Source organism: Caldovatus sediminis (assembly GCF_014644455.1).
GTDB classification, from domain to species: domain Bacteria; phylum Pseudomonadota; class Alphaproteobacteria; order Acetobacterales; family Acetobacteraceae; genus Caldovatus; species Caldovatus sediminis.
The window spans coordinates 1-14,828 of record NZ_BMKS01000015.1; the positions used below are offsets into that span (position 1 = coordinate 1).

Sequence of the window (14,828 nt, forward strand, 5' to 3'; positions counted from 1 at the left end):
GGGTGGCGCTGGAGATCTCCCCCGTCGAGGCGCCGGAGACGATGGCGACGCGCTGCAGGCCGCCGACCAGTCGCACCACCTGGTCGGAGGTGGCGCCGATCTCGCGGGCGGCGATCGAGAAGCGCTGGAACGCGTCGACGCTCTCGGAGACCGCGACGCCGGTCGAGAGCGCGTTGCGATACAGCGCCTCGTAGACCGCACTCGCGCGCTCGACAGAGCCGGTGGCGTTCTGCAGGCGCGACAGGCCCTGGGTGAGCGCGTCGCCGGCCTGGACCAGGGCGCGGGCCGCCGCGGCCACGCCGGCCACCTGCAGGCCGCGGACGGCCAGGTCGAGCAGCTCGAGCGAGCGGGAGGCGCGCTCGGCGCCGCCCTTGATCCGGTCGAGGGAGCGCTGGCCGGTCTCGCCGACCTCGCGCAGCCCGGCTTTGACCCGGGCGGCATCGTCCAGCGAGAGGCGGACCGAAACGCGGCGGGTGGCGTCGGCCATCTCAGGTCGTCTCCCCCTCGCGACGTGCGGTGGCGCCCTCGGCCATGCCGAGGCGGATGGCGAGCAGCAGTTCGGCGGCTGCCCAGCCGGCGGCGCCGAGGTCGCGCGCCGCGGCGAGCGCGCCGGCGGTGTCGAGCGTCAGGCCGGCCATGCTGGCTTCAGTGCAGGCGGTCCCGGCGGCCCAGCAGGCGTGGCCTTCGACGCTGGTGGGTGCGTGCGCGGTGTAAGGGCAGGCGCCGGCGCAGTCGCGGCCGAGGGCGGCACAGCCGCGGCAGTACTCGGGCCCGCGGCCGAAGTGCCAGGCGGCGCGGGCCCTCAGCCGTTTCCCTCGGCGGCCACCGCGACCACCGGCGCCGTCGCGCGGTCCCAGAAGGCGGCGGCGATGTCGTCGAGGTCCATCAGGCGCTCGACCGCCTCCGGCGAGAGCGGCAGCGGCTTGCCTGCGGCGTCGCCCACGCCCTCCCAGGCGGTGACGGCGTGCCGGGCGAGCGCCTTGACCAGGAAGGCGAAGGACAGGCCGCGCGACATGTCCGGGTCGAGGTCTGGGTCAGCGACGCGGATCGCGGCGAGACGGCGCGCGGCGGCGGCCTGCGTCGCCGCCATGACGGCCGTGGTCACGGGCCGGATCTCGACGCGCACGCCGCGCGGCAGGTCGAGCCAGTACGGCTCGGCCGGGAGGTCGAGGGTGAGCATGGAAGACTCCCAATCGTAACATTAAAGGGGGGCTGTTAGTGCCCGCCGATTCGGACCCTGCACTGCGAAGTGCCTTGGAGGATCAGATGCCTATTGCTTACCCAGAGCGGAATGAAGGCCGAGCGGCCTTCCGCAGAGTCCTCGAAGCGCTCTCCCAGGCGACGCCGGTTACGGCTGCTCTCGCGCACCTGTACGGCTACACGCATCCGAGCCAGTTCGAGCAGGATCTCGAGAAGTTCCAGCGGGAGCTTGCTACGACCGTCAATGACCACGCTGACCGTCTGGTCCGGCTAGAGGCGCTGATGGCGCCCCGGGCTGTCCTCAACGCAATGGCGCTTGAAGTCGCCTTCTACACATTGCGCACAAACGAAACCGGGCGCGGAGACTCCGTCATCTTTGGCACTTTGCAGGCTGCGTTCACGTCGGTGGAGAAGGCCCTCCTTGAGGAGGCCGTCGCCGAGCTGGCGCACCATGGCTACGTGACCACCAGTTCTGCGATGGGTCACCCGATCCGCGCGTATCGACCGACAGCCAACCTCTTTCTGGCCTTCGATTTGGCTGCAACAGGGCACGACACGCGTGCGGACGCTACTGAAATCGCGCGGATCTGGTTGGCCGAAGACGAGATGCGGAGCGTCCATAGGCTGAAGGAGCGCCTCGGATGGTCTGTCCGCCGCCTCAACCCTGCCCTGTGCGCATTGAGGCCGGTGTTCCCTGAGGGCCGCTGGAGTCGAGAGGTTCACCCTACACTTGCCACAACGTCGGTGCTCATCACGCCAGACGAACGCTTCAAGCTCAGGCAGATTGTGACGAGCGGCCGCGTCGATTGAGTTGCGTCTCGCGTGTGGTGGCTTGGAGGGTATGGCTGCCGATAGAAGCATGCTTCACGCGTACTCCGTCCCCGCCTGCTGGTTCTTCAGCACCGCCGTCATCATGCGGGCCGCTGTGGCGTTGAAAGCGGCGCGGAACTCGAAGCTCGCCTCGACACCAGCCGGTCCTTCGACCGGAGTTTTGGCCAGCGCCAGATACACCTCGTGCAGCGTGAAGGTGAGGCTGCGGTTGGCGTCGATCGCATAGCCGAAGGCGAACTCCGCGGGGGAGTTGTCTTGCGCCTGGGTCAGCAGCGTAGTGTCCGCGAAGCGCGCGGTGATTTGGCCGGTGGCGCGCGCGATCCCGGGATCCACGCCCTCGACCTTCCGGTCGGCGCGGATGGTGCGCACCATCTCCATGCCGTTGGCATAGGTAAGCCGCGCCCCGGTCACTTGCGCGAGTGCGGAGCCATTCCGATTGATCGCCCCCTGCGCCTTGTGGAAGGCGGTGTAGGCGGCGCTGGTCGGCGTGCCGCCCGCGCTCGAGGCGCCGCGCGTCGAGCCCTGCCCCATCAGCCCGAAGGTCGCGGTCGCCGGCCCGGCCGGCGAGAAGTCGATCTCCAGCGTGTCGGCGCGCACGCCGGCGCAGAGATCGTAGTTCGGCACGTCCGGATAGCCGATCTCGACGCTGTTCGACGGCAGCGCGGCGGCGCCCGAGCCGAAGCTGTGGATGAAGTTTGGATCGGTGCCGGTGGTGGTTGGCGGGCCGAGCAGCAGGCGCAGCCAGTGGCCGATGTTCACCAGGTCCACCGGCACCACCGCTTGGCCCTGCACGGTGATGGTGTCGAGGAAGGGCGCGGCCGGATCGCGGCTGCTGCCGACGCCGATGACGTCGGCATCGAGCAGCGGCTGCTCGGCGCCGAGGTCGCAGGAGAGGAACGGCACGCGCAGCCAGTCGCCCGCGGGCGCGGTGCCGTAGGTCGCCTCGGGGATCATGAGCAGACGGCAGTTGGCGCCGATGGCACGGGGCATCGGGGGTCTCCGGGATCAGCGGGAGGGGGAAGCGTCAGGCCAGCGGCGAGCCGGCGACGGTGAAGAACAGCGTGACGGGGACCGATGCGGCGCGGGCGGGCGCGGCGCCCTCGAACTCGACGTCCTCGAAGTCGGGCGCGCCGGGCTGCGTCCATTCCACCGCGTCGCCGAGCGTGCGGTCGGCGGTGACGGCGGCGGCGATGTCAACCAGCAGCGCGTCGAGCAGAGTGTTCCTCGCCGCGGGCGTCGCGCCGCCTACGGTGACCTCGACCTCGGCGCGGTGCTCGATCGCCCAGGCGAGCGGCGAGAGGATCGCCGTCTCCTCGACGGTTTCCCCGTCGCGGACGACCACCAGCCCGCCGGGCGGCAGGCGCTGCGGCACGGTCTCGCCGCGCAGCACCAGCGGCGCTGGAGTTCTACCCGCCAAGGATGAGGCAAGCCGGCCGTGCAGCGCCGCGATCGCGGCCTCGCGCATGCTCACGGTGCTGGCCTTCCGCTCTCGCGCTCCCAGGCCGCCACGAAGCGCCGCGGCAGCCGGCGCAGGCCGCGTTCCGCCGCGCCCTTCACGTCCAGGCGCTTGGCGAGCTTCACCTGCGGCAGCAGCAGGAACATCGGCACCATCCCCCGCGCGAGCATCCCGCGCGCCCAGGCCTCGCGACCCTTGCGGTTGCCGGTGCCGATCTCGGCGAGGCCGCCGGCGACGAGGCGGGTGCAGCGGCGCCGGCTGGTCTGCTCGCCCTGGCGGAGCGGCAGGCACCACACGAAGCCCCGTCCCGACTGGAACGGCCGCAGGAAGCCCTGCCCGGAGGCGACCATCTGTGCCGGCGTGACGCGCATCCCCTTCTCGCTGCGACCCCGGCGGCCCTGCGCCGCGTTGAAGCCGGTCGGGATCGCCAGGAACTTTCGCCCGCCCTTGGCGCGGATCAGTGCGCCCCGCTCGAACGCGTCGATCACCTTCGGCACCTTGGTCCAGACCAGGCCGGCGGGGCGCAGCGACTGGCCCGAGCGGGGGAAGACCTGCGAGCGCCAGGCATTGGCGATCCCCCGCGCATTGCCCCCGAAGCTGCTGGTGACCTGCCGCCGCAGCTCCTGCTTGACCTGCTCGGTCTCGGCGCGGATCGCCGTCATGGCCGCGCGCTCGCCGGCCCGGACCTCGGCCGCAAGCACCTGGCGCAGGTCGCCAACGATGCGGGCAGCCAGCCTCACGATCCGCCGCCAGGCGGCAGGCCGGTGCGGTGCCGGATGATGGCGACGGCGAGGTCGTGCAGTGCCGCCTGGCCGAGGTAGCCGAACACGAAAGCGAAGAGGAACCGGCCGTATTCGTTGAACTCGAGGAAGCCGCCGAGGGCATAGCCGGCGCTGCCGACCAGCGCGGCGGAGGGCACCTCCCAGGCGAGACACCAGCCGAAGCGGCGGCGCTCGGGGTTGTTCCAGCGGACGAAGCCGCCGGCGAGGCCCGCGGCGGCACCCAGCAGCAGGTCGCGCAGCATCTCCAGCAGGGTGAGGGTGGTCTGCGGCATGGCACGCTCCTATCGCTGGCAGAGGACGCGCCAGGCGGTGCCGGAGGCATCGCGCTCGGCGTGGGTGACGGTGAGCAGGTCGGGGCCGAGGGCGAAGCTGTCGCCGGCGGCGAGGTCGGGCAGTGTCGCGACGGCGACCGAGAGGATGTCGGTGGCCTGCAGGATCCCGGTGCCGAAGGCGTCGGCAGCACGGTCGGGCGAGGAGCGCAGGACGCGGAGACTGATGGGCATGCCGGTGCCGCCCTGCCGATAGACGGCGTCGGTGCCGAGGTTCGGGTCGGCGACGAGCGCCGCCATCGCGCCGGCGAAGGCGTTCACCGCTCGCCTCCCTCCGTGGGGTTCAGCCGCCGCACCGCGGCCAGCCGCCCGGCGCAGTCGGCATGCGCGGCGTCGTAGGCCAGCAGCAGCTCCGCCGCTTGCCCCTGGGTCAGGCGGTCCGAGGCCGGCAGCGCCGGCGCGGCGGCGCAGACCAGCAGCACGTCAGGGAGGCGGAGCGGCAGCAGCCGGATCTCCGGCGCCGCGGGCGAGCCGCAGGCGCTCGACAGCAGCGCGCAGCACAGGGGCAGCGCCCGTCGCGTGGCTCGGGTCACGGCGGAGGGCCTCCAGATCGGCGCCAAGGCGCGCGGCCCGGGCGCGGGCGCGCTCGGCCTCGCCGGTGAGGGCGGCGATGTGGCGCGCGTGCTCGGCGGTGGCGCGGGCGAGCGCCGCCGCATTGGCCTCCGCCGCGCGGCTGGCCGTCGCCGCGTCGAGGCGGGCCGCGTCGCGCTGGGAGCGGAAGTGCCAGGCCGCGGTGGCGGCGAGCACCACCGCCGCGACGAGCGCCAGCGGCAGAACGTGGCGGGACAGCAGCCCGAGGAGCGCCGCGCCGGTCACGGATAGGCCTCGCGGTCGAGCTCGAAATGCGGCCCGTCGCGGAAGGAGGGCCAGTCGCCGCCCCAGGCGATCGGCACGCCGACCTCCTTGGCCGCGGCCTTCATCGCGGCGCCGAGCTGCTCGTACAGCGGCCAGTCCCAGCGAATCTCGCCCTGCTCGACGGAGCCGTCGCCGTCGTCCAGCCAGTAGGCCAAATCGACGGCATGGCCGGTCAGATGCCGGCTGTGCAGCGTGCGCGAGGCGCCGATGGCGACCAGCCGGGCCTGGCGCTCGCGGGACCTGACGCCCTCGGTGACGATGAACGGCACCGACTGGCGGGCGCGTTCGACGACGCGCACCAGGTCGCGGTGCACGCCCGCGAGGCGCGCGTGGTCGCGCGGCAGCAGCGCGACCATCACGCCCCCGAGGCCGGCACGCGCGCCAGCATCACGCGGACCGTGGCATCGGCCGTCAGCGCCGCGACGGTGCAGAGCCCGACCTGGAAGTTGCCGGTCGCGGTGGTGGTGATGCGGCGATTGGTGTCGTCCCAGAACACTCGGGCGCCCTGGCTGATGGCGAGGGAAGGCTCCTTGGTGAGCTCGAACTCGCCGCGGGTCTCGCACTCGACGCTGGCGTTCTGGGCTGCGTCGGACGCCGCTACCCCGAAGAAGGCGCCGACCAGCATGCCCTGGCCGGAGAGGATCCCGCCGGCATAGGGCACCACCATCGGGATGGAGCGCGCGTCGGGGCGGATGCAGTTGCGCATGAGAGGGTCTCCTGAAAGCGCGCAGGGCGCCGACCGGCGTTCCGGCGGCGCCCTGGCGCGATGCGGATGGGAAGGAGGAGAGCGGCGGGATCAGGTGCCCGGGTTGAACCAGGCGCCGCGCCAGTCGATGGCGCCGACGCCGAAATCGAAGATCACGCTGACCTCGACGCCGTCCGCGCCCTGCACCGGTCCGGTCGTCACCTGCGGCCCCTCCGCTCCGTTCAGGTAGCCGTAGACATAGACCGGCGCCGCGACTGGGTCGGAGAACAGGTACCAGCGGTTCGCCTGGATCAGCGGCTCGACCACGGGCTGCACGAAGCCGGCAAAGACATTCGCCTTGCCGATTTCGCTCGCCTGCACGACCACCGTCGCCTGCCGCGCGGCGAGCTCGAGGTTCGGCCCGACCAGCAGGCGCATGGTCTGGCCCATGGAGATCGGCAGGCCGTCCAGCGTGCGCTGCTTCATGATGGCGGTGCGGCCGGCGCCGATGGTCGAGGTGTCGAGCACCGTGCCGGTGCTGGCCTTGTTCGCGCGCGCCGCGCCAGTGGCGAAGACCGGGGCGCTGCCGGTGGCGAGGGTCGGGCCGTCGCCATTGGCGCTGTTCAGCAGGTTGTAGGCCGTGGCGTTCTCGAACTCGGCGACGCGACGACCGATGGAGGCGGCGAAGTCGGTGAAGGCGCCGAGGTCGTCGTTGACCAGCATCGGCCGCGTGACGCGGATGCGCCGCGCGAAGGTCTGGAGCAGGACGATCTCCTGGCTCTCGGACATGGTGCCGACCTGGATCTCGCCGTTCTCGGCGAGCGGCAGCAGGGTCGGGAAGTCGCCGATGCGCAGGTGCCGGTGCGGCTTGAAGTCGCGGAAGTCGCGCCGGAGAAAGATCTGCCGATAGGTCGGCTGCGCCGGCTGGTAGGCGGCGAGCAGCATCTTGTTGGCGGCGGCCGCGAGCAGCAGCGGGAAGTCCGAGCTGGTGTGGAAGGCGCGCTCGGCGAGCAGGGTCGGATTGCGGGGCGGGTTGCGCTCGCCGCGGCGGGCGAGCAGCTCGCGCAGCATGTCGGAGGGGCGCCAGCCGAGGAACTCGGCGTGGCGCCCGGAACGACCATTCTCCCCTTGGGGCTGGTAGCCGGGCATGGCGCGGGCAGCGAGCGCCTCGGCCATGGCGTCGAGGATCTGCGCCGGGTCATCGTGGCAGGGGCCGGTCTCGGGGCGCGCCGGAATGGACGGACGCGGGCCCTGCGCCACCAAGGCGTCGAACAGGGCGCGGCGAGCCTGGTCGCCGGTCCAGCCCTGGGCGATGGCCTCGGCACGGATCGGGGAGATGCGTTCCGCCGGCAGCAAGGCGCGGGCGGCCTCGACTGCGGTGTCGATGCCGGCGATGCGCTCGCGCTCGGTGCGCTGCGCCTCGGCGCGGACCGCGTCGAGGTCCGGTGCGGCGCGGATCGGCTCGGGCGGCGTGGCGGGCGCGGTCCGGTCGGCCGGTGCGGGGCTGGTGGTCACGGTGGTCTCCTGGGGCGGATGGGTCGGCGGCGCCGGCGGGGCGGCCGGCTCGGCCTGCGGGGCCGGCGTCGTCTCGGGCATGGGTGGGTCCTCGTCAGGCAGGGCGGGCTCGATTGCCGGCGCGGGGAGGCCCTGTTCCCCCTGCGCGCGCACCGCCGCATCGCGGTCCACCGGGACCGGCACGACGGAGATCTCGAAGGGCTCCCAGTCCACCGCGCGGTGGACGGTCTCGCCGGTGGCGGCGTCGGGCCGCGGTTCGTAGCGGTGCACGCGGTAGCCGACGCTGACGGCGCGCAGCGTGCCGTCGGCGATGCGCTGCCAGACCGGCTCGACGTCGGCCGCCGAGGAGAATTGCAGCGTGGCGTAGCCGCGGCCGGCGTCGAGGCGGGCGGCGACGACCCGCCCCAGCACGTCGCGCGCGCCGCCGCGGCGGTGGGTGTCGAGCACCGGGGCGCGGCCGGAGCGGAGCGCCTCCATGCGCACCGCGTTCGGCGACATCTCCAGCTCCTCGGTGATCGGGCCGAGGGCGGGGACGAAGTTGCGGGCGCGGGCGCCGGTGGACCACACCACCTCGACGGTGCGGGCGGCGCGATCGACGGTGGCAGGGGCGGCGATGGCACGCTGCGCCACGAGCGACTGCCCAGCGCTGGGAAGCCGATCACGCACGGCATCAGTATCCGGCGCGGGATCTACCCCGCCCGGTTCGATCGGTTCGGTCATGCTCAGCCTTGGGGTGCCGTGTCTCGGGGCGGCGCCGCGGCACCGGTGGCAGCGATCTCCACCGCGGCCATCTGCGCTGCGTCCTGCGCGGCGCCGGACTTGGCGACGCGGCGCGGATCGGTATCGAGGGCGAGGCCGGCCTCGTCGAGCAGGGCGTTGGCCTCGCGGATCAGCTCGACCGCGGCGCGGAAGTCGTAGCCGAAGGCGCCGGCCGCCTCGGGCTGCGGCACGAAGCCGGCGCGCACCTGGGCGATCAGGGCGGTGGTGTCCTTCAGCGGGTCGATCATCTCGTGCGCCGGCGGGACGTGGCTGACGCCGTCCGGCATCTCCGCACCCCACAGGCCGAGCAGCGCGCCCTGGGCGTGGAAGCGCTCGGCGACGGGACGGACCAGCATCGGGATCAGCATGCCGTACTGGACCTGCTCGCAGAGCCGGCGGAACTCGATCTTGCCGGCACGGAGCGAGGAGTAGTTCGCCTGGGTCAGGTCGCCGGAGACCTGGTCGTAGGTCAGGCCGGCGCCCACCGCCGCCGCCTCCAACGCCCTGCGGGCGAAGGCGGCGTGCGACCCGCCCCCCGAGGGATTCACCACCTCCACGCTGCCCATGCCACGGCGGTACAGGATCATCCCCGGCTCGAAGCTCTCGACCGCCCGGCCCTGGGCGTCGCGGAGCAGACCGGAAGCGGCGCCGGTGAGCGCCTCGTCGCCCTCCTCCGTGACCACCGCGGCGAGGCAGGCCTCGATCTTCGCCTTCATCAGCAGCGCCGCCTCGTAGTCCCCGAGATCGCGCAGCCGGAGCAGCACCGGCGCCAACCAGGAGACGTCGCGCAGCTGGCCGGGCCGGCGCTTGCGATAGACGTGCAGCACCTCCGACGCCGGGATGCGCTCGCTGCTCTGCCAGGTGGCCCCGGGCAGGATCCAGGCGGCGCCCGGATGCACGCTGTGCAGCCAGTAGCCGATCGGCGCGCCGGCCTCGCCGAGCGCGATGCCCTGGATGGTCGGCACGCCGTCCACCATGCCGTTGCGCGCCGTGTCGAGGTGATCGCTCTCCAGCACCTGCAGGCGCAGGCCGATCGGATTGGCGGGCGACGGCGGCGCCAGCAGGAAGCGGACGAAGCACTCACCGCTCTCGACCACCGCCCGCATCACCAGCGCCTGCAGGCCGTAGAGGTCGAGCCGTCCCTCGGCATCGCACGCGGTGCCCTCCGCCCAGCGTTGCCAGGCGCGGCCATGCGCGTCGTCCGGCCAGCGCGTGGTGATGCCGGCGCCGACGGCGTTGCCGGTCCAGAGGTCGACGATGCGGCTGGCGTAGGGGTCGTTGCGGACGGCGTCGCGGGCGCGGCGGGCGACCGTCGCGGCAGCCAGACCGATCTCGGCATTGGCGCTGCCGCCGGAGGGCGCCCAGGCAGAAGCGCGGTGGTCCCCCGCCGCGGCGTAGCCGCGCAGGACCTGCCATGCGTCGCGGAGGCGTCGGATCACCCGGTTCTCTCCCGCGAGAAGCTGGCCAGCGTCACAGAGGGCCGACGGGCGGCGCTGTTCTCCGCGCCGCGCAACATGGCCAGCGCCCGGCCGAGTTCGTCGAGGCTCCGATACTCGACGGTGCGGCCTTCGAAGCTCACGCGCGTGGTGCCGCCGGTGTAGGCCGCGGCCAGCGCCGCCGCACGGCTGCCCGCCGGCTGCGCCAGCGCCCAGGCCAGGACGGAGGGATCCATCACGCCGCCCGCAGCGTCGGCAGCGGCGCCGCCGCGTTGACGAGATAGGACAGCCCGCTCGGCGGACTCGGCATGATCGGCGCGCCGGCCTGGTGCGTCAGCGGCGCGAAGAACCCGTTCTCGCTGCCGGCGGCGCCCCCGCCGGCGCCGCCATCCGCCGCGGCCGAGCCGAGCAGCAGCGTGTTGCCGCCGCTGAAGGCCTGGGTGCTGGTGCCGCGCACCGAGGGCGTGCCCGAGAAGCACAGCAGCAGCCACCAGATCCCGGCCGGGATCCAGCGCGGCCGCGCGAAGGGGCAGACCGCGCCGCCGGCGGCGGCGGTGTCGGCGTCCGCCAGCGGCTCCTCGATCAGCGCGCCGGGCCGGCCGGCGCTGTTGTCGGCGGCCAATGCCATGCGCAGGACGCCCGCCGCGCCGGTGGTCACGCTGACCGCCATGGCCGCGAACAGCCCGGGCCGGGCGAGGACATAGGGCACGGCATACAGCCGGTTCGCCGTCATCGCGACGGCGCCGCCGACCGCGCGCGCATGCTGCGAGGCGTAAAAGCGCCCCGAGACGTAGGGCAGCATCGCCGGCGCGGGCGGTAGGTGGTGCTGGAACAGAGCGGTCATGCGAGGGGCCGGATGCCGAGGGTGAGGAGGCGCTCCGCCGCCTGGTCCACCGGCGCGGCGGCGAGGCCGGAGCGCAGCCGGAGCCAGCGCCAGCCGAGCAGCAGGGTCGGCGGCAGGGTGAGCGCGCGGCCGGCGGCGACCGTCAGCACCACCTCGTTGCCGAGGTGGTCGTGGAGGTCGGCCCAGCCGGCGGGCTCCCCCTCGTCGAGCGAGCCCTGCAGGGTGAGCGGGGCGTCGGTCCAGGCGGCGGGCAGCAGCAGCAGGCAGACGCCGTAGCCGACGCTGGCGACGGGTCCGCTCAGCGCCTGGCCGGCGGCGATGCTGGTGCGCACCGGGACGATGGCGGCCATGTCTTTCTCCAGGTCAGCGCAGCCAGCCGCTGCGCGGCGCGAGCCAGCCACGCGGGCGATGAGTGTCGGTCGCGACCGGTGGCGGTGATGGGGGAGCGACATTCCCGCCGGTGGGAAGCTCGCTCGGTTGGAGTGGGGCGTTGGCGACCTGCTCGCGCAGCTGCGCCCAAAAACGCTCGCCGTAGCGGTCGGCGCCGAGCAGCCAGAGCGCGGCACGCGCCAGTACGGCGCAGTCCAGCGCTTCATTCCTCTCGCGCAGCTTCGCCCATTCCTGCCGGGCGAAGCCGCGGCGGTCCTTCACCGTGCGCAGCTGCTCGGCGACCAGCTGCTTCACCCACTCGGCCTCGATGCCCTGCGGCAGATGCACCCAGCCGGGCGGGAACTCCTCTGCGTCGCCGCGGCCGAGCCAAAGCCGGCGATAGAGGTCGGCCTTCCAGGTCGAGACCGACACCGTCCACAGCTTGAGGCCGCGGCGGAGCTTGCGGCCATCGACCAGCGCATCGACCGGTGTCGGACCCTGCACCGGCTGCGCCCGGTTCCAGCCCTCGACGCCCTTGGTCGGCGCGATGCGCGGGTCCCGCAGCCGGCGGAGATGGCCGTAGACGGCGGCGGTGTCGCGCCCGCCGGTGTCGACGCAGGCCTTGGCTATGCGGATGGTGCCGCCGCCTTCGCGCGGCCAGTCCCTGGCGAGCAGCTTCGCCAGCGCATCCCACGGCTCCCGCTCGCGCGGGCTGCCGGGGATGACCAGGTGGTCCACCAGCCAGGAGGAGAACCCCTCCGCCCAGCCCCAGACGTCGCACTCGAGCCGGTCGTCCTGCACGTCCACGCCCGCCGTCAGCACCAGCGCGCCTGGCGGGACGATGCCCATCCGGAAGTCCTCGCGCCGCTCGACCAAGCGCTCCCAGTCCGGCGCCTCGCCCTGCTCCTGCCAGGTCTCGCCGAGCACCGTGTTCTTGAAGGTCTTCAGGTCCTCGGGCTTCCCTTGCGCCGCCTCCCAGTCGCGGGCGATCTGCTCCCAGGAGAGCCAGCCCACCGGCGAGTAGAGTGCGGAGATGTGGAAGCCGACCGTGTGCGGGTCCTGCGCTTCCGCCGTGGGGCGCCACTCGCCGCCGGCCAGCATCGCGGTCTTGTGGTGCTCCTCGATCCCTTCGTCGCAGGCTTCGCAGTGGTAGCGGACCGAGCGCGGGTCGCCCTTCTCCCAGCGCAGGCGCTCGAACTTGAGCCACTGCATCTCCTGGCAGTGGGGACAGGGCACGAAATAGCGCCGCTGGTCGGAGGCAGCGTATTCGCGCTCGATCCGGCTGCGGCCGGCGATGGTCGGGGTCGAGACCAGGAAGGCCTTGCGCCGCCAGCCGAAGGTCCGCGCCCGCGCCTCGGCCAGCGCGATCGGGTCGCCTTCGCCCTCGACGTCGCCGGGATAGGCGTCCACCTCGTCGAGGAAGAGGAACCGCGCGGTCATCGAGCGCAGCCCGACCGCACTGTTCGCGCCGGTCAGCACCAGGATGCCGCCCGGGAATTCCTTCGACAGCAGCGTATTGCCGCTGTCCCGGGCGCGGGCGGGCGCGACGCGCTCCTTGAGCGCCGGCGTCTCCTCCAGCAAGGGGTCGATGCGCTGGCGCGAGAAGCGCTTGGCCAGCTCGACGGTGGGCTGCACCGCGAGCACCGGGGCCGGCACATGGTGGAGGATGTAGCCGAGCCAGCAGTTGCCGCTCTCGGTGGCGCCGACCTGGGCGCCCTTCATGAACACCACGCGCCGGGCGGGGTGCACCGCCGAGAGCGCGTCCATCACCTCGCGCAGGTACGGGGTCCGGCTGGTGCGCCAAGGGCCGGGTTCCGAGGAGGCACGGCTGCCGAGGATGCGGTGCCGTTCCGCCCATTCCGAGACCCTGAGCTGCGGCGGCGGACGGAGCATGGAGCCCGCCCGGCGCCGGACATGGTCACGGGTCCTGGGCCCGATCTCCGAGGCCTGGGGGATCGAAGCGATCGGCCGCCTCCGAAAGCAGGTCGGTGATGTGCCCCTGCAGGACCGTCTGCAGCAGGTGCGGGTCGACGCCGAGCTCGGCGGCAATCAGCCCGGAGACGCGGGCCGGCCAGTTCAGCAGCGCGTCGCGCATGGCGCCCGCGATCTCGTCGATCGTGGCGTTGACCTCCGCCACATCGAGCAGCCGGCGCTTGTTCTCATCGAGGGCAAGCCGCTGCGCCTCGACCTTGAGGGCGAGCTGCGCGACCTTCAGTCGGGCATAGGGCGTGCCCTCGGCACCCGAACCGCCAGCGAGCGGGGAGCGGTGCGGATCCGCGGTCTCCACCAGGCGGCGGCGGGTCTTGTCGATATCCCACTGGCCATCCGGCTCGCGGACGATGCGGCCGCTGCCCTCGGCCTTGCGCAGCGCCGTCTCGCTGATGCCGATGCGGCGGGCCGCCTCGCGGTTCGATGGGGTCATCTCGGGCATGGCGGCGACCTCCCGCCGCGCGCGACGATGATGCAGGCCTCGTCAGGTTGGATTGACGGCGCGCCGGGAGGATCGCCGGCGCATGTGATCGCGCGGCACCGCGCATTCTGCGTGCGCCTCACGGGGCACGCGGCGCATCATCGCCGCGACATCAGCGGAGAAGCGGGATGTCGCCGAAGGATCCCGAGAAGATGGTGATGGCGACCGCTTACGCGATGGCCATGGCGGACGGTGGCGTTGGCACGCCGCGGGTGGTTCGGCTCTACGTGGATGACGCGCGGAAGGTGCTGGTCGATGTACTGAAAGCGGCGAAGCGCCAGCAATGGGAGCTGTCGGAGATGCTGCTGGCGCTCGATCCGCCGAAGCCCAAACCGAAGCCCTGGGAGAAGTATCAGGGCCCGCTGCCGTCGCGCCGCGAGCCCTGAGCCGTTCTGCGGGGCGTCACCCGGCGATGCGGTACACCGTGTAGGAGCCGCGGGCGCCCTCCTTGTTCGGCCCGACCTGGCGCACCCGCTCCAGCACCTCGACCGCGATCCCCTGGCGCTTCTTCAGCCCGGCGAAGAAGCCGCGGACCGTGTGCGGCGCCCAGCCGGTCGCCTCGGCGATCTGCGCCACCGTCGCGCCCTCGGGCCGACGCAGCATGGCCAGCACCTGCTCCTGCTTCGTGCCCTCGCGCGGCTTGCGCGGCGCTCCGGGCTCGCGCGGCATGCGTGCCGGCTTGCCGGCCAGGGCGGCGCGGAGACGCGCCATCGGGCCTTCGAGGGCGCCGATCATGTCGGTGTCGCGGTTGGTCGCGTCCTCCCAGGCGGTGAGCACCGCCGCGGCGGCATCGCGCAGGCTGCCCCGCGGCGCGGGGCCTGGCGCCGCGAGGGCCTGGTCGAGCAGGGCAAGGTCCTCCGCGCGGGTGGCGTCGTCCGGCGCCGCAGGCGCGGCCTGGGTGGGTTCGGTGGCGCCGGCGGGGTTGGCCTGCGGTGGCGCCTCCGGTGCGCCCTTGGGCGCCGCGTCCGGGGCCGGTGCGGCGCCCTGCGGGTCGATGCCGATGGCGCGCAGTCCCTCGTCCGTGATCTTCAGCAAGACGCTGTCGCCATCCACCATCCAGAGGGCCTGCGCATCGTAGGCGGGGCGGTGCACCGCGATCACCAGGTCGTTCTTCAGCAGCGCCTTCGCCACCGCCTGCCGCGCCGCGGCCGGCAGGCGCTCGGGCGGGTAGGCCAGGTGCTCGGGGTGCCGCGCGGCGGCGGCCAGGATCGCCATCTGCGTCTCGGTGAGCTTCATCCTCGGGGTCCTCGGTCCGGCACCCGACCAGCCGGGTGCTACCGCCCCGAGCCCCGCCGGG

At 73.2% G+C, this 14,828-nt stretch carries 22 protein-coding genes; 2 read left to right on the top strand and 20 right to left on the bottom strand.

Annotated features, from left to right (window positions below; genetic code table 11):
* The 3 genes from IEX99_RS18215 to IEX99_RS18225 form a co-directional block, all read right to left on the bottom strand.
* Positions 1 to 487 (bottom strand): tape measure protein (locus IEX99_RS18215; protein ID WP_229678124.1); only part of this gene is annotated, 487 nt, incomplete at its 3' end.
* Position 488: 1 nt separating this feature from the next.
* Positions 489 to 638 carry a hypothetical protein gene (locus tag IEX99_RS18220; protein WP_188902958.1) on the bottom strand — a complete coding sequence of 50 codons (150 nt, stop codon included), beginning with the start codon at positions 636 to 638 and terminating at the stop codon, positions 489 to 491.
* A 164-nt stretch (positions 639 to 802) separates the two neighbouring features.
* Positions 803 to 1,180, bottom strand: coding sequence for a hypothetical protein (locus tag IEX99_RS18225; protein WP_188902960.1), 378 nt, complete (start codon positions 1,178 to 1,180; stop codon positions 803 to 805).
* Positions 1,181 to 1,266: 86 nt separating this feature from the next.
* Between IEX99_RS18225 and IEX99_RS18230 the strand changes: the two genes are divergently transcribed.
* Entirely contained in the window at positions 1,267 to 2,010 is a 744-nt protein-coding gene (locus IEX99_RS18230; RefSeq protein WP_188902962.1) for a hypothetical protein, read from the top strand.
* A 54-nt stretch (positions 2,011 to 2,064) separates the two neighbouring features.
* Here IEX99_RS18230 and IEX99_RS18235 read toward each other — a convergent pair whose 3' ends face one another.
* From IEX99_RS18235 to IEX99_RS18310, 16 genes are all read right to left on the bottom strand, one after another.
* Positions 2,065 to 3,021, bottom strand: a complete 957-nt coding sequence (locus IEX99_RS18235; protein WP_188902964.1) for a phage tail tube protein — start codon at positions 3,019 to 3,021, stop codon at positions 2,065 to 2,067.
* A gap of 34 nt (positions 3,022 to 3,055) precedes the next feature.
* Positions 3,056 to 3,496: a hypothetical protein gene (locus IEX99_RS18240; RefSeq protein ID WP_229678139.1), complete on the bottom strand. Its 441-nt coding sequence runs from the start codon at positions 3,494 to 3,496 to the stop codon at positions 3,056 to 3,058.
* A gap of 2 nt (positions 3,497 to 3,498) precedes the next feature.
* Entirely contained in the window at positions 3,499 to 4,227 is a 729-nt protein-coding gene (locus tag IEX99_RS18245; protein WP_188902968.1) for a DUF6441 family protein, read from the bottom strand.
* Positions 4,224 to 4,541: a phage holin family protein gene (locus IEX99_RS18250; RefSeq protein ID WP_188902970.1), complete on the bottom strand. Its 318-nt coding sequence runs from the start codon at positions 4,539 to 4,541 to the stop codon at positions 4,224 to 4,226. Before IEX99_RS18250 ends, IEX99_RS18245 begins: the two co-directional genes overlap by 4 nt.
* Before the next feature lie 9 nt (positions 4,542 to 4,550).
* Complete coding sequence (locus IEX99_RS18255; RefSeq protein ID WP_229678125.1) at positions 4,551 to 4,859, bottom strand: head-tail joining protein; 309 nt, start codon at positions 4,857 to 4,859, stop codon at positions 4,551 to 4,553.
* On the bottom strand, positions 4,856 to 5,020 hold the full coding sequence (locus tag IEX99_RS18260; RefSeq protein ID WP_188902973.1) for a hypothetical protein: 165 nt from the start codon (positions 5,018 to 5,020) through the stop codon (positions 4,856 to 4,858). Before IEX99_RS18260 ends, IEX99_RS18255 begins: the two co-directional genes overlap by 4 nt.
* A gap of 1 nt (position 5,021) precedes the next feature.
* A complete protein-coding gene (locus IEX99_RS18265; RefSeq protein WP_135470897.1) occupies positions 5,022 to 5,414 on the bottom strand; it encodes a hypothetical protein in 393 nt (130 codons plus the stop codon).
* A complete protein-coding gene (locus IEX99_RS18270; RefSeq protein WP_135470899.1) occupies positions 5,411 to 5,809 on the bottom strand; it encodes a M15 family metallopeptidase in 399 nt (132 codons plus the stop codon). The genes IEX99_RS18265 and IEX99_RS18270 overlap by 4 nt, the downstream gene beginning before the upstream one ends.
* Entirely contained in the window at positions 5,809 to 6,159 is a 351-nt protein-coding gene (locus tag IEX99_RS18275) for a DUF2190 family protein (RefSeq protein WP_135470901.1), read from the bottom strand. Before IEX99_RS18275 ends, IEX99_RS18270 begins: the two co-directional genes overlap by 1 nt.
* Before the next feature lie 90 nt (positions 6,160 to 6,249).
* Positions 6,250 to 8,283, bottom strand: coding sequence for a prohead protease/major capsid protein fusion protein (locus IEX99_RS18280; RefSeq protein ID WP_229678126.1), 2,034 nt, complete (start codon positions 8,281 to 8,283; stop codon positions 6,250 to 6,252).
* 92 nt (positions 8,284 to 8,375) lie between these two features.
* A complete protein-coding gene (locus IEX99_RS18285; RefSeq protein ID WP_229678127.1) occupies positions 8,376 to 9,851 on the bottom strand; it encodes a phage portal protein in 1,476 nt (491 codons plus the stop codon).
* Positions 9,848 to 10,084 carry a phage head-tail joining protein gene (locus IEX99_RS18290; RefSeq protein WP_188902977.1) on the bottom strand — a complete coding sequence of 79 codons (237 nt, stop codon included), beginning with the start codon at positions 10,082 to 10,084 and terminating at the stop codon, positions 9,848 to 9,850. The genes IEX99_RS18285 and IEX99_RS18290 overlap by 4 nt, the downstream gene beginning before the upstream one ends.
* Entirely contained in the window at positions 10,084 to 10,692 is a 609-nt protein-coding gene (locus IEX99_RS18295) for a hypothetical protein (protein ID WP_099096612.1), read from the bottom strand. Before IEX99_RS18295 ends, IEX99_RS18290 begins: the two co-directional genes overlap by 1 nt.
* Positions 10,689 to 11,042: a hypothetical protein gene (locus tag IEX99_RS18300; RefSeq protein ID WP_135468451.1), complete on the bottom strand. Its 354-nt coding sequence runs from the start codon at positions 11,040 to 11,042 to the stop codon at positions 10,689 to 10,691. Before IEX99_RS18300 ends, IEX99_RS18295 begins: the two co-directional genes overlap by 4 nt.
* Positions 11,043 to 11,055: 13 nt before the next feature.
* A complete protein-coding gene (locus IEX99_RS18305; protein WP_184481386.1) occupies positions 11,056 to 12,954 on the bottom strand; it encodes a phage terminase large subunit family protein in 1,899 nt (632 codons plus the stop codon).
* Between the two features lie 25 nt (positions 12,955 to 12,979).
* Positions 12,980 to 13,492: a hypothetical protein gene (locus tag IEX99_RS18310; RefSeq protein ID WP_099096615.1), complete on the bottom strand. Its 513-nt coding sequence runs from the start codon at positions 13,490 to 13,492 to the stop codon at positions 12,980 to 12,982.
* Positions 13,493 to 13,659: 167 nt separating this feature from the next.
* Between IEX99_RS18310 and IEX99_RS18315 the strand changes: the two genes are divergently transcribed.
* A complete protein-coding gene (locus tag IEX99_RS18315) occupies positions 13,660 to 13,917 on the top strand; it encodes a hypothetical protein (RefSeq protein WP_099096616.1) in 258 nt (85 codons plus the stop codon).
* 16 nt (positions 13,918 to 13,933) lie between these two features.
* Here IEX99_RS18315 and IEX99_RS22555 read toward each other — a convergent pair whose 3' ends face one another.
* Positions 13,934 to 14,767 (bottom strand): DUF3489 domain-containing protein, encoded by an 834-nt coding sequence (locus tag IEX99_RS22555; RefSeq protein WP_229678128.1) that lies wholly within the window; start codon positions 14,765 to 14,767, stop codon positions 13,934 to 13,936.
* Positions 14,768 to 14,828 lie beyond the last annotated feature (61 nt).

Bases quoted from the DNA above. Each gene is read 5' to 3' on its own strand.
- IEX99_RS18295 (WP_099096612.1), bottom strand. From the start codon at position 10,692: ATGACCGCTCTGTTCCAGCACCACCTACCGCCCGCGCCGGCGATGCTG.
- IEX99_RS18305 (WP_184481386.1), bottom strand. From the start codon at position 12,954: ATGCTCCGTCCGCCGCCGCAGCTCAGGGTCTCGGAATGGGCGGAACGG.
- IEX99_RS18240 (WP_229678139.1), bottom strand. From the start codon at position 3,496: ATGCGCGAGGCCGCGATCGCGGCGCTGCACGGCCGGCTTGCCTCATCC.
- IEX99_RS18230 (WP_188902962.1), top strand. From the start codon at position 1,267: ATGCCTATTGCTTACCCAGAGCGGAATGAAGGCCGAGCGGCCTTCCGC.
- IEX99_RS18270 (WP_135470899.1), bottom strand. From the start codon at position 5,809: ATGGTCGCGCTGCTGCCGCGCGACCACGCGCGCCTCGCGGGCGTGCAC.
- IEX99_RS18315 (WP_099096616.1), top strand. From the start codon at position 13,660: ATGTCGCCGAAGGATCCCGAGAAGATGGTGATGGCGACCGCTTACGCG.
- IEX99_RS18275 (WP_135470901.1), bottom strand. From the start codon at position 6,159: ATGCGCAACTGCATCCGCCCCGACGCGCGCTCCATCCCGATGGTGGTG.
- IEX99_RS18235 (WP_188902964.1), bottom strand. From the start codon at position 3,021: ATGCCCCGTGCCATCGGCGCCAACTGCCGTCTGCTCATGATCCCCGAG.
- IEX99_RS18250 (WP_188902970.1), bottom strand. From the start codon at position 4,541: ATGCCGCAGACCACCCTCACCCTGCTGGAGATGCTGCGCGACCTGCTG.
- IEX99_RS18300 (WP_135468451.1), bottom strand. From the start codon at position 11,042: ATGGCCGCCATCGTCCCGGTGCGCACCAGCATCGCCGCCGGCCAGGCG.
- IEX99_RS18225 (WP_188902960.1), bottom strand. From the start codon at position 1,180: ATGCTCACCCTCGACCTCCCGGCCGAGCCGTACTGGCTCGACCTGCCG.
- IEX99_RS18220 (WP_188902958.1), bottom strand. From the start codon at position 638: ATGGCCGGCCTGACGCTCGACACCGCCGGCGCGCTCGCCGCGGCGCGC.
- IEX99_RS18310 (WP_099096615.1), bottom strand. From the start codon at position 13,492: ATGCCCGAGATGACCCCATCGAACCGCGAGGCGGCCCGCCGCATCGGC.
- IEX99_RS18290 (WP_188902977.1), bottom strand. From the start codon at position 10,084: ATGGATCCCTCCGTCCTGGCCTGGGCGCTGGCGCAGCCGGCGGGCAGC.
- IEX99_RS22555 (WP_229678128.1), bottom strand. From the start codon at position 14,767: ATGAAGCTCACCGAGACGCAGATGGCGATCCTGGCCGCCGCCGCGCGG.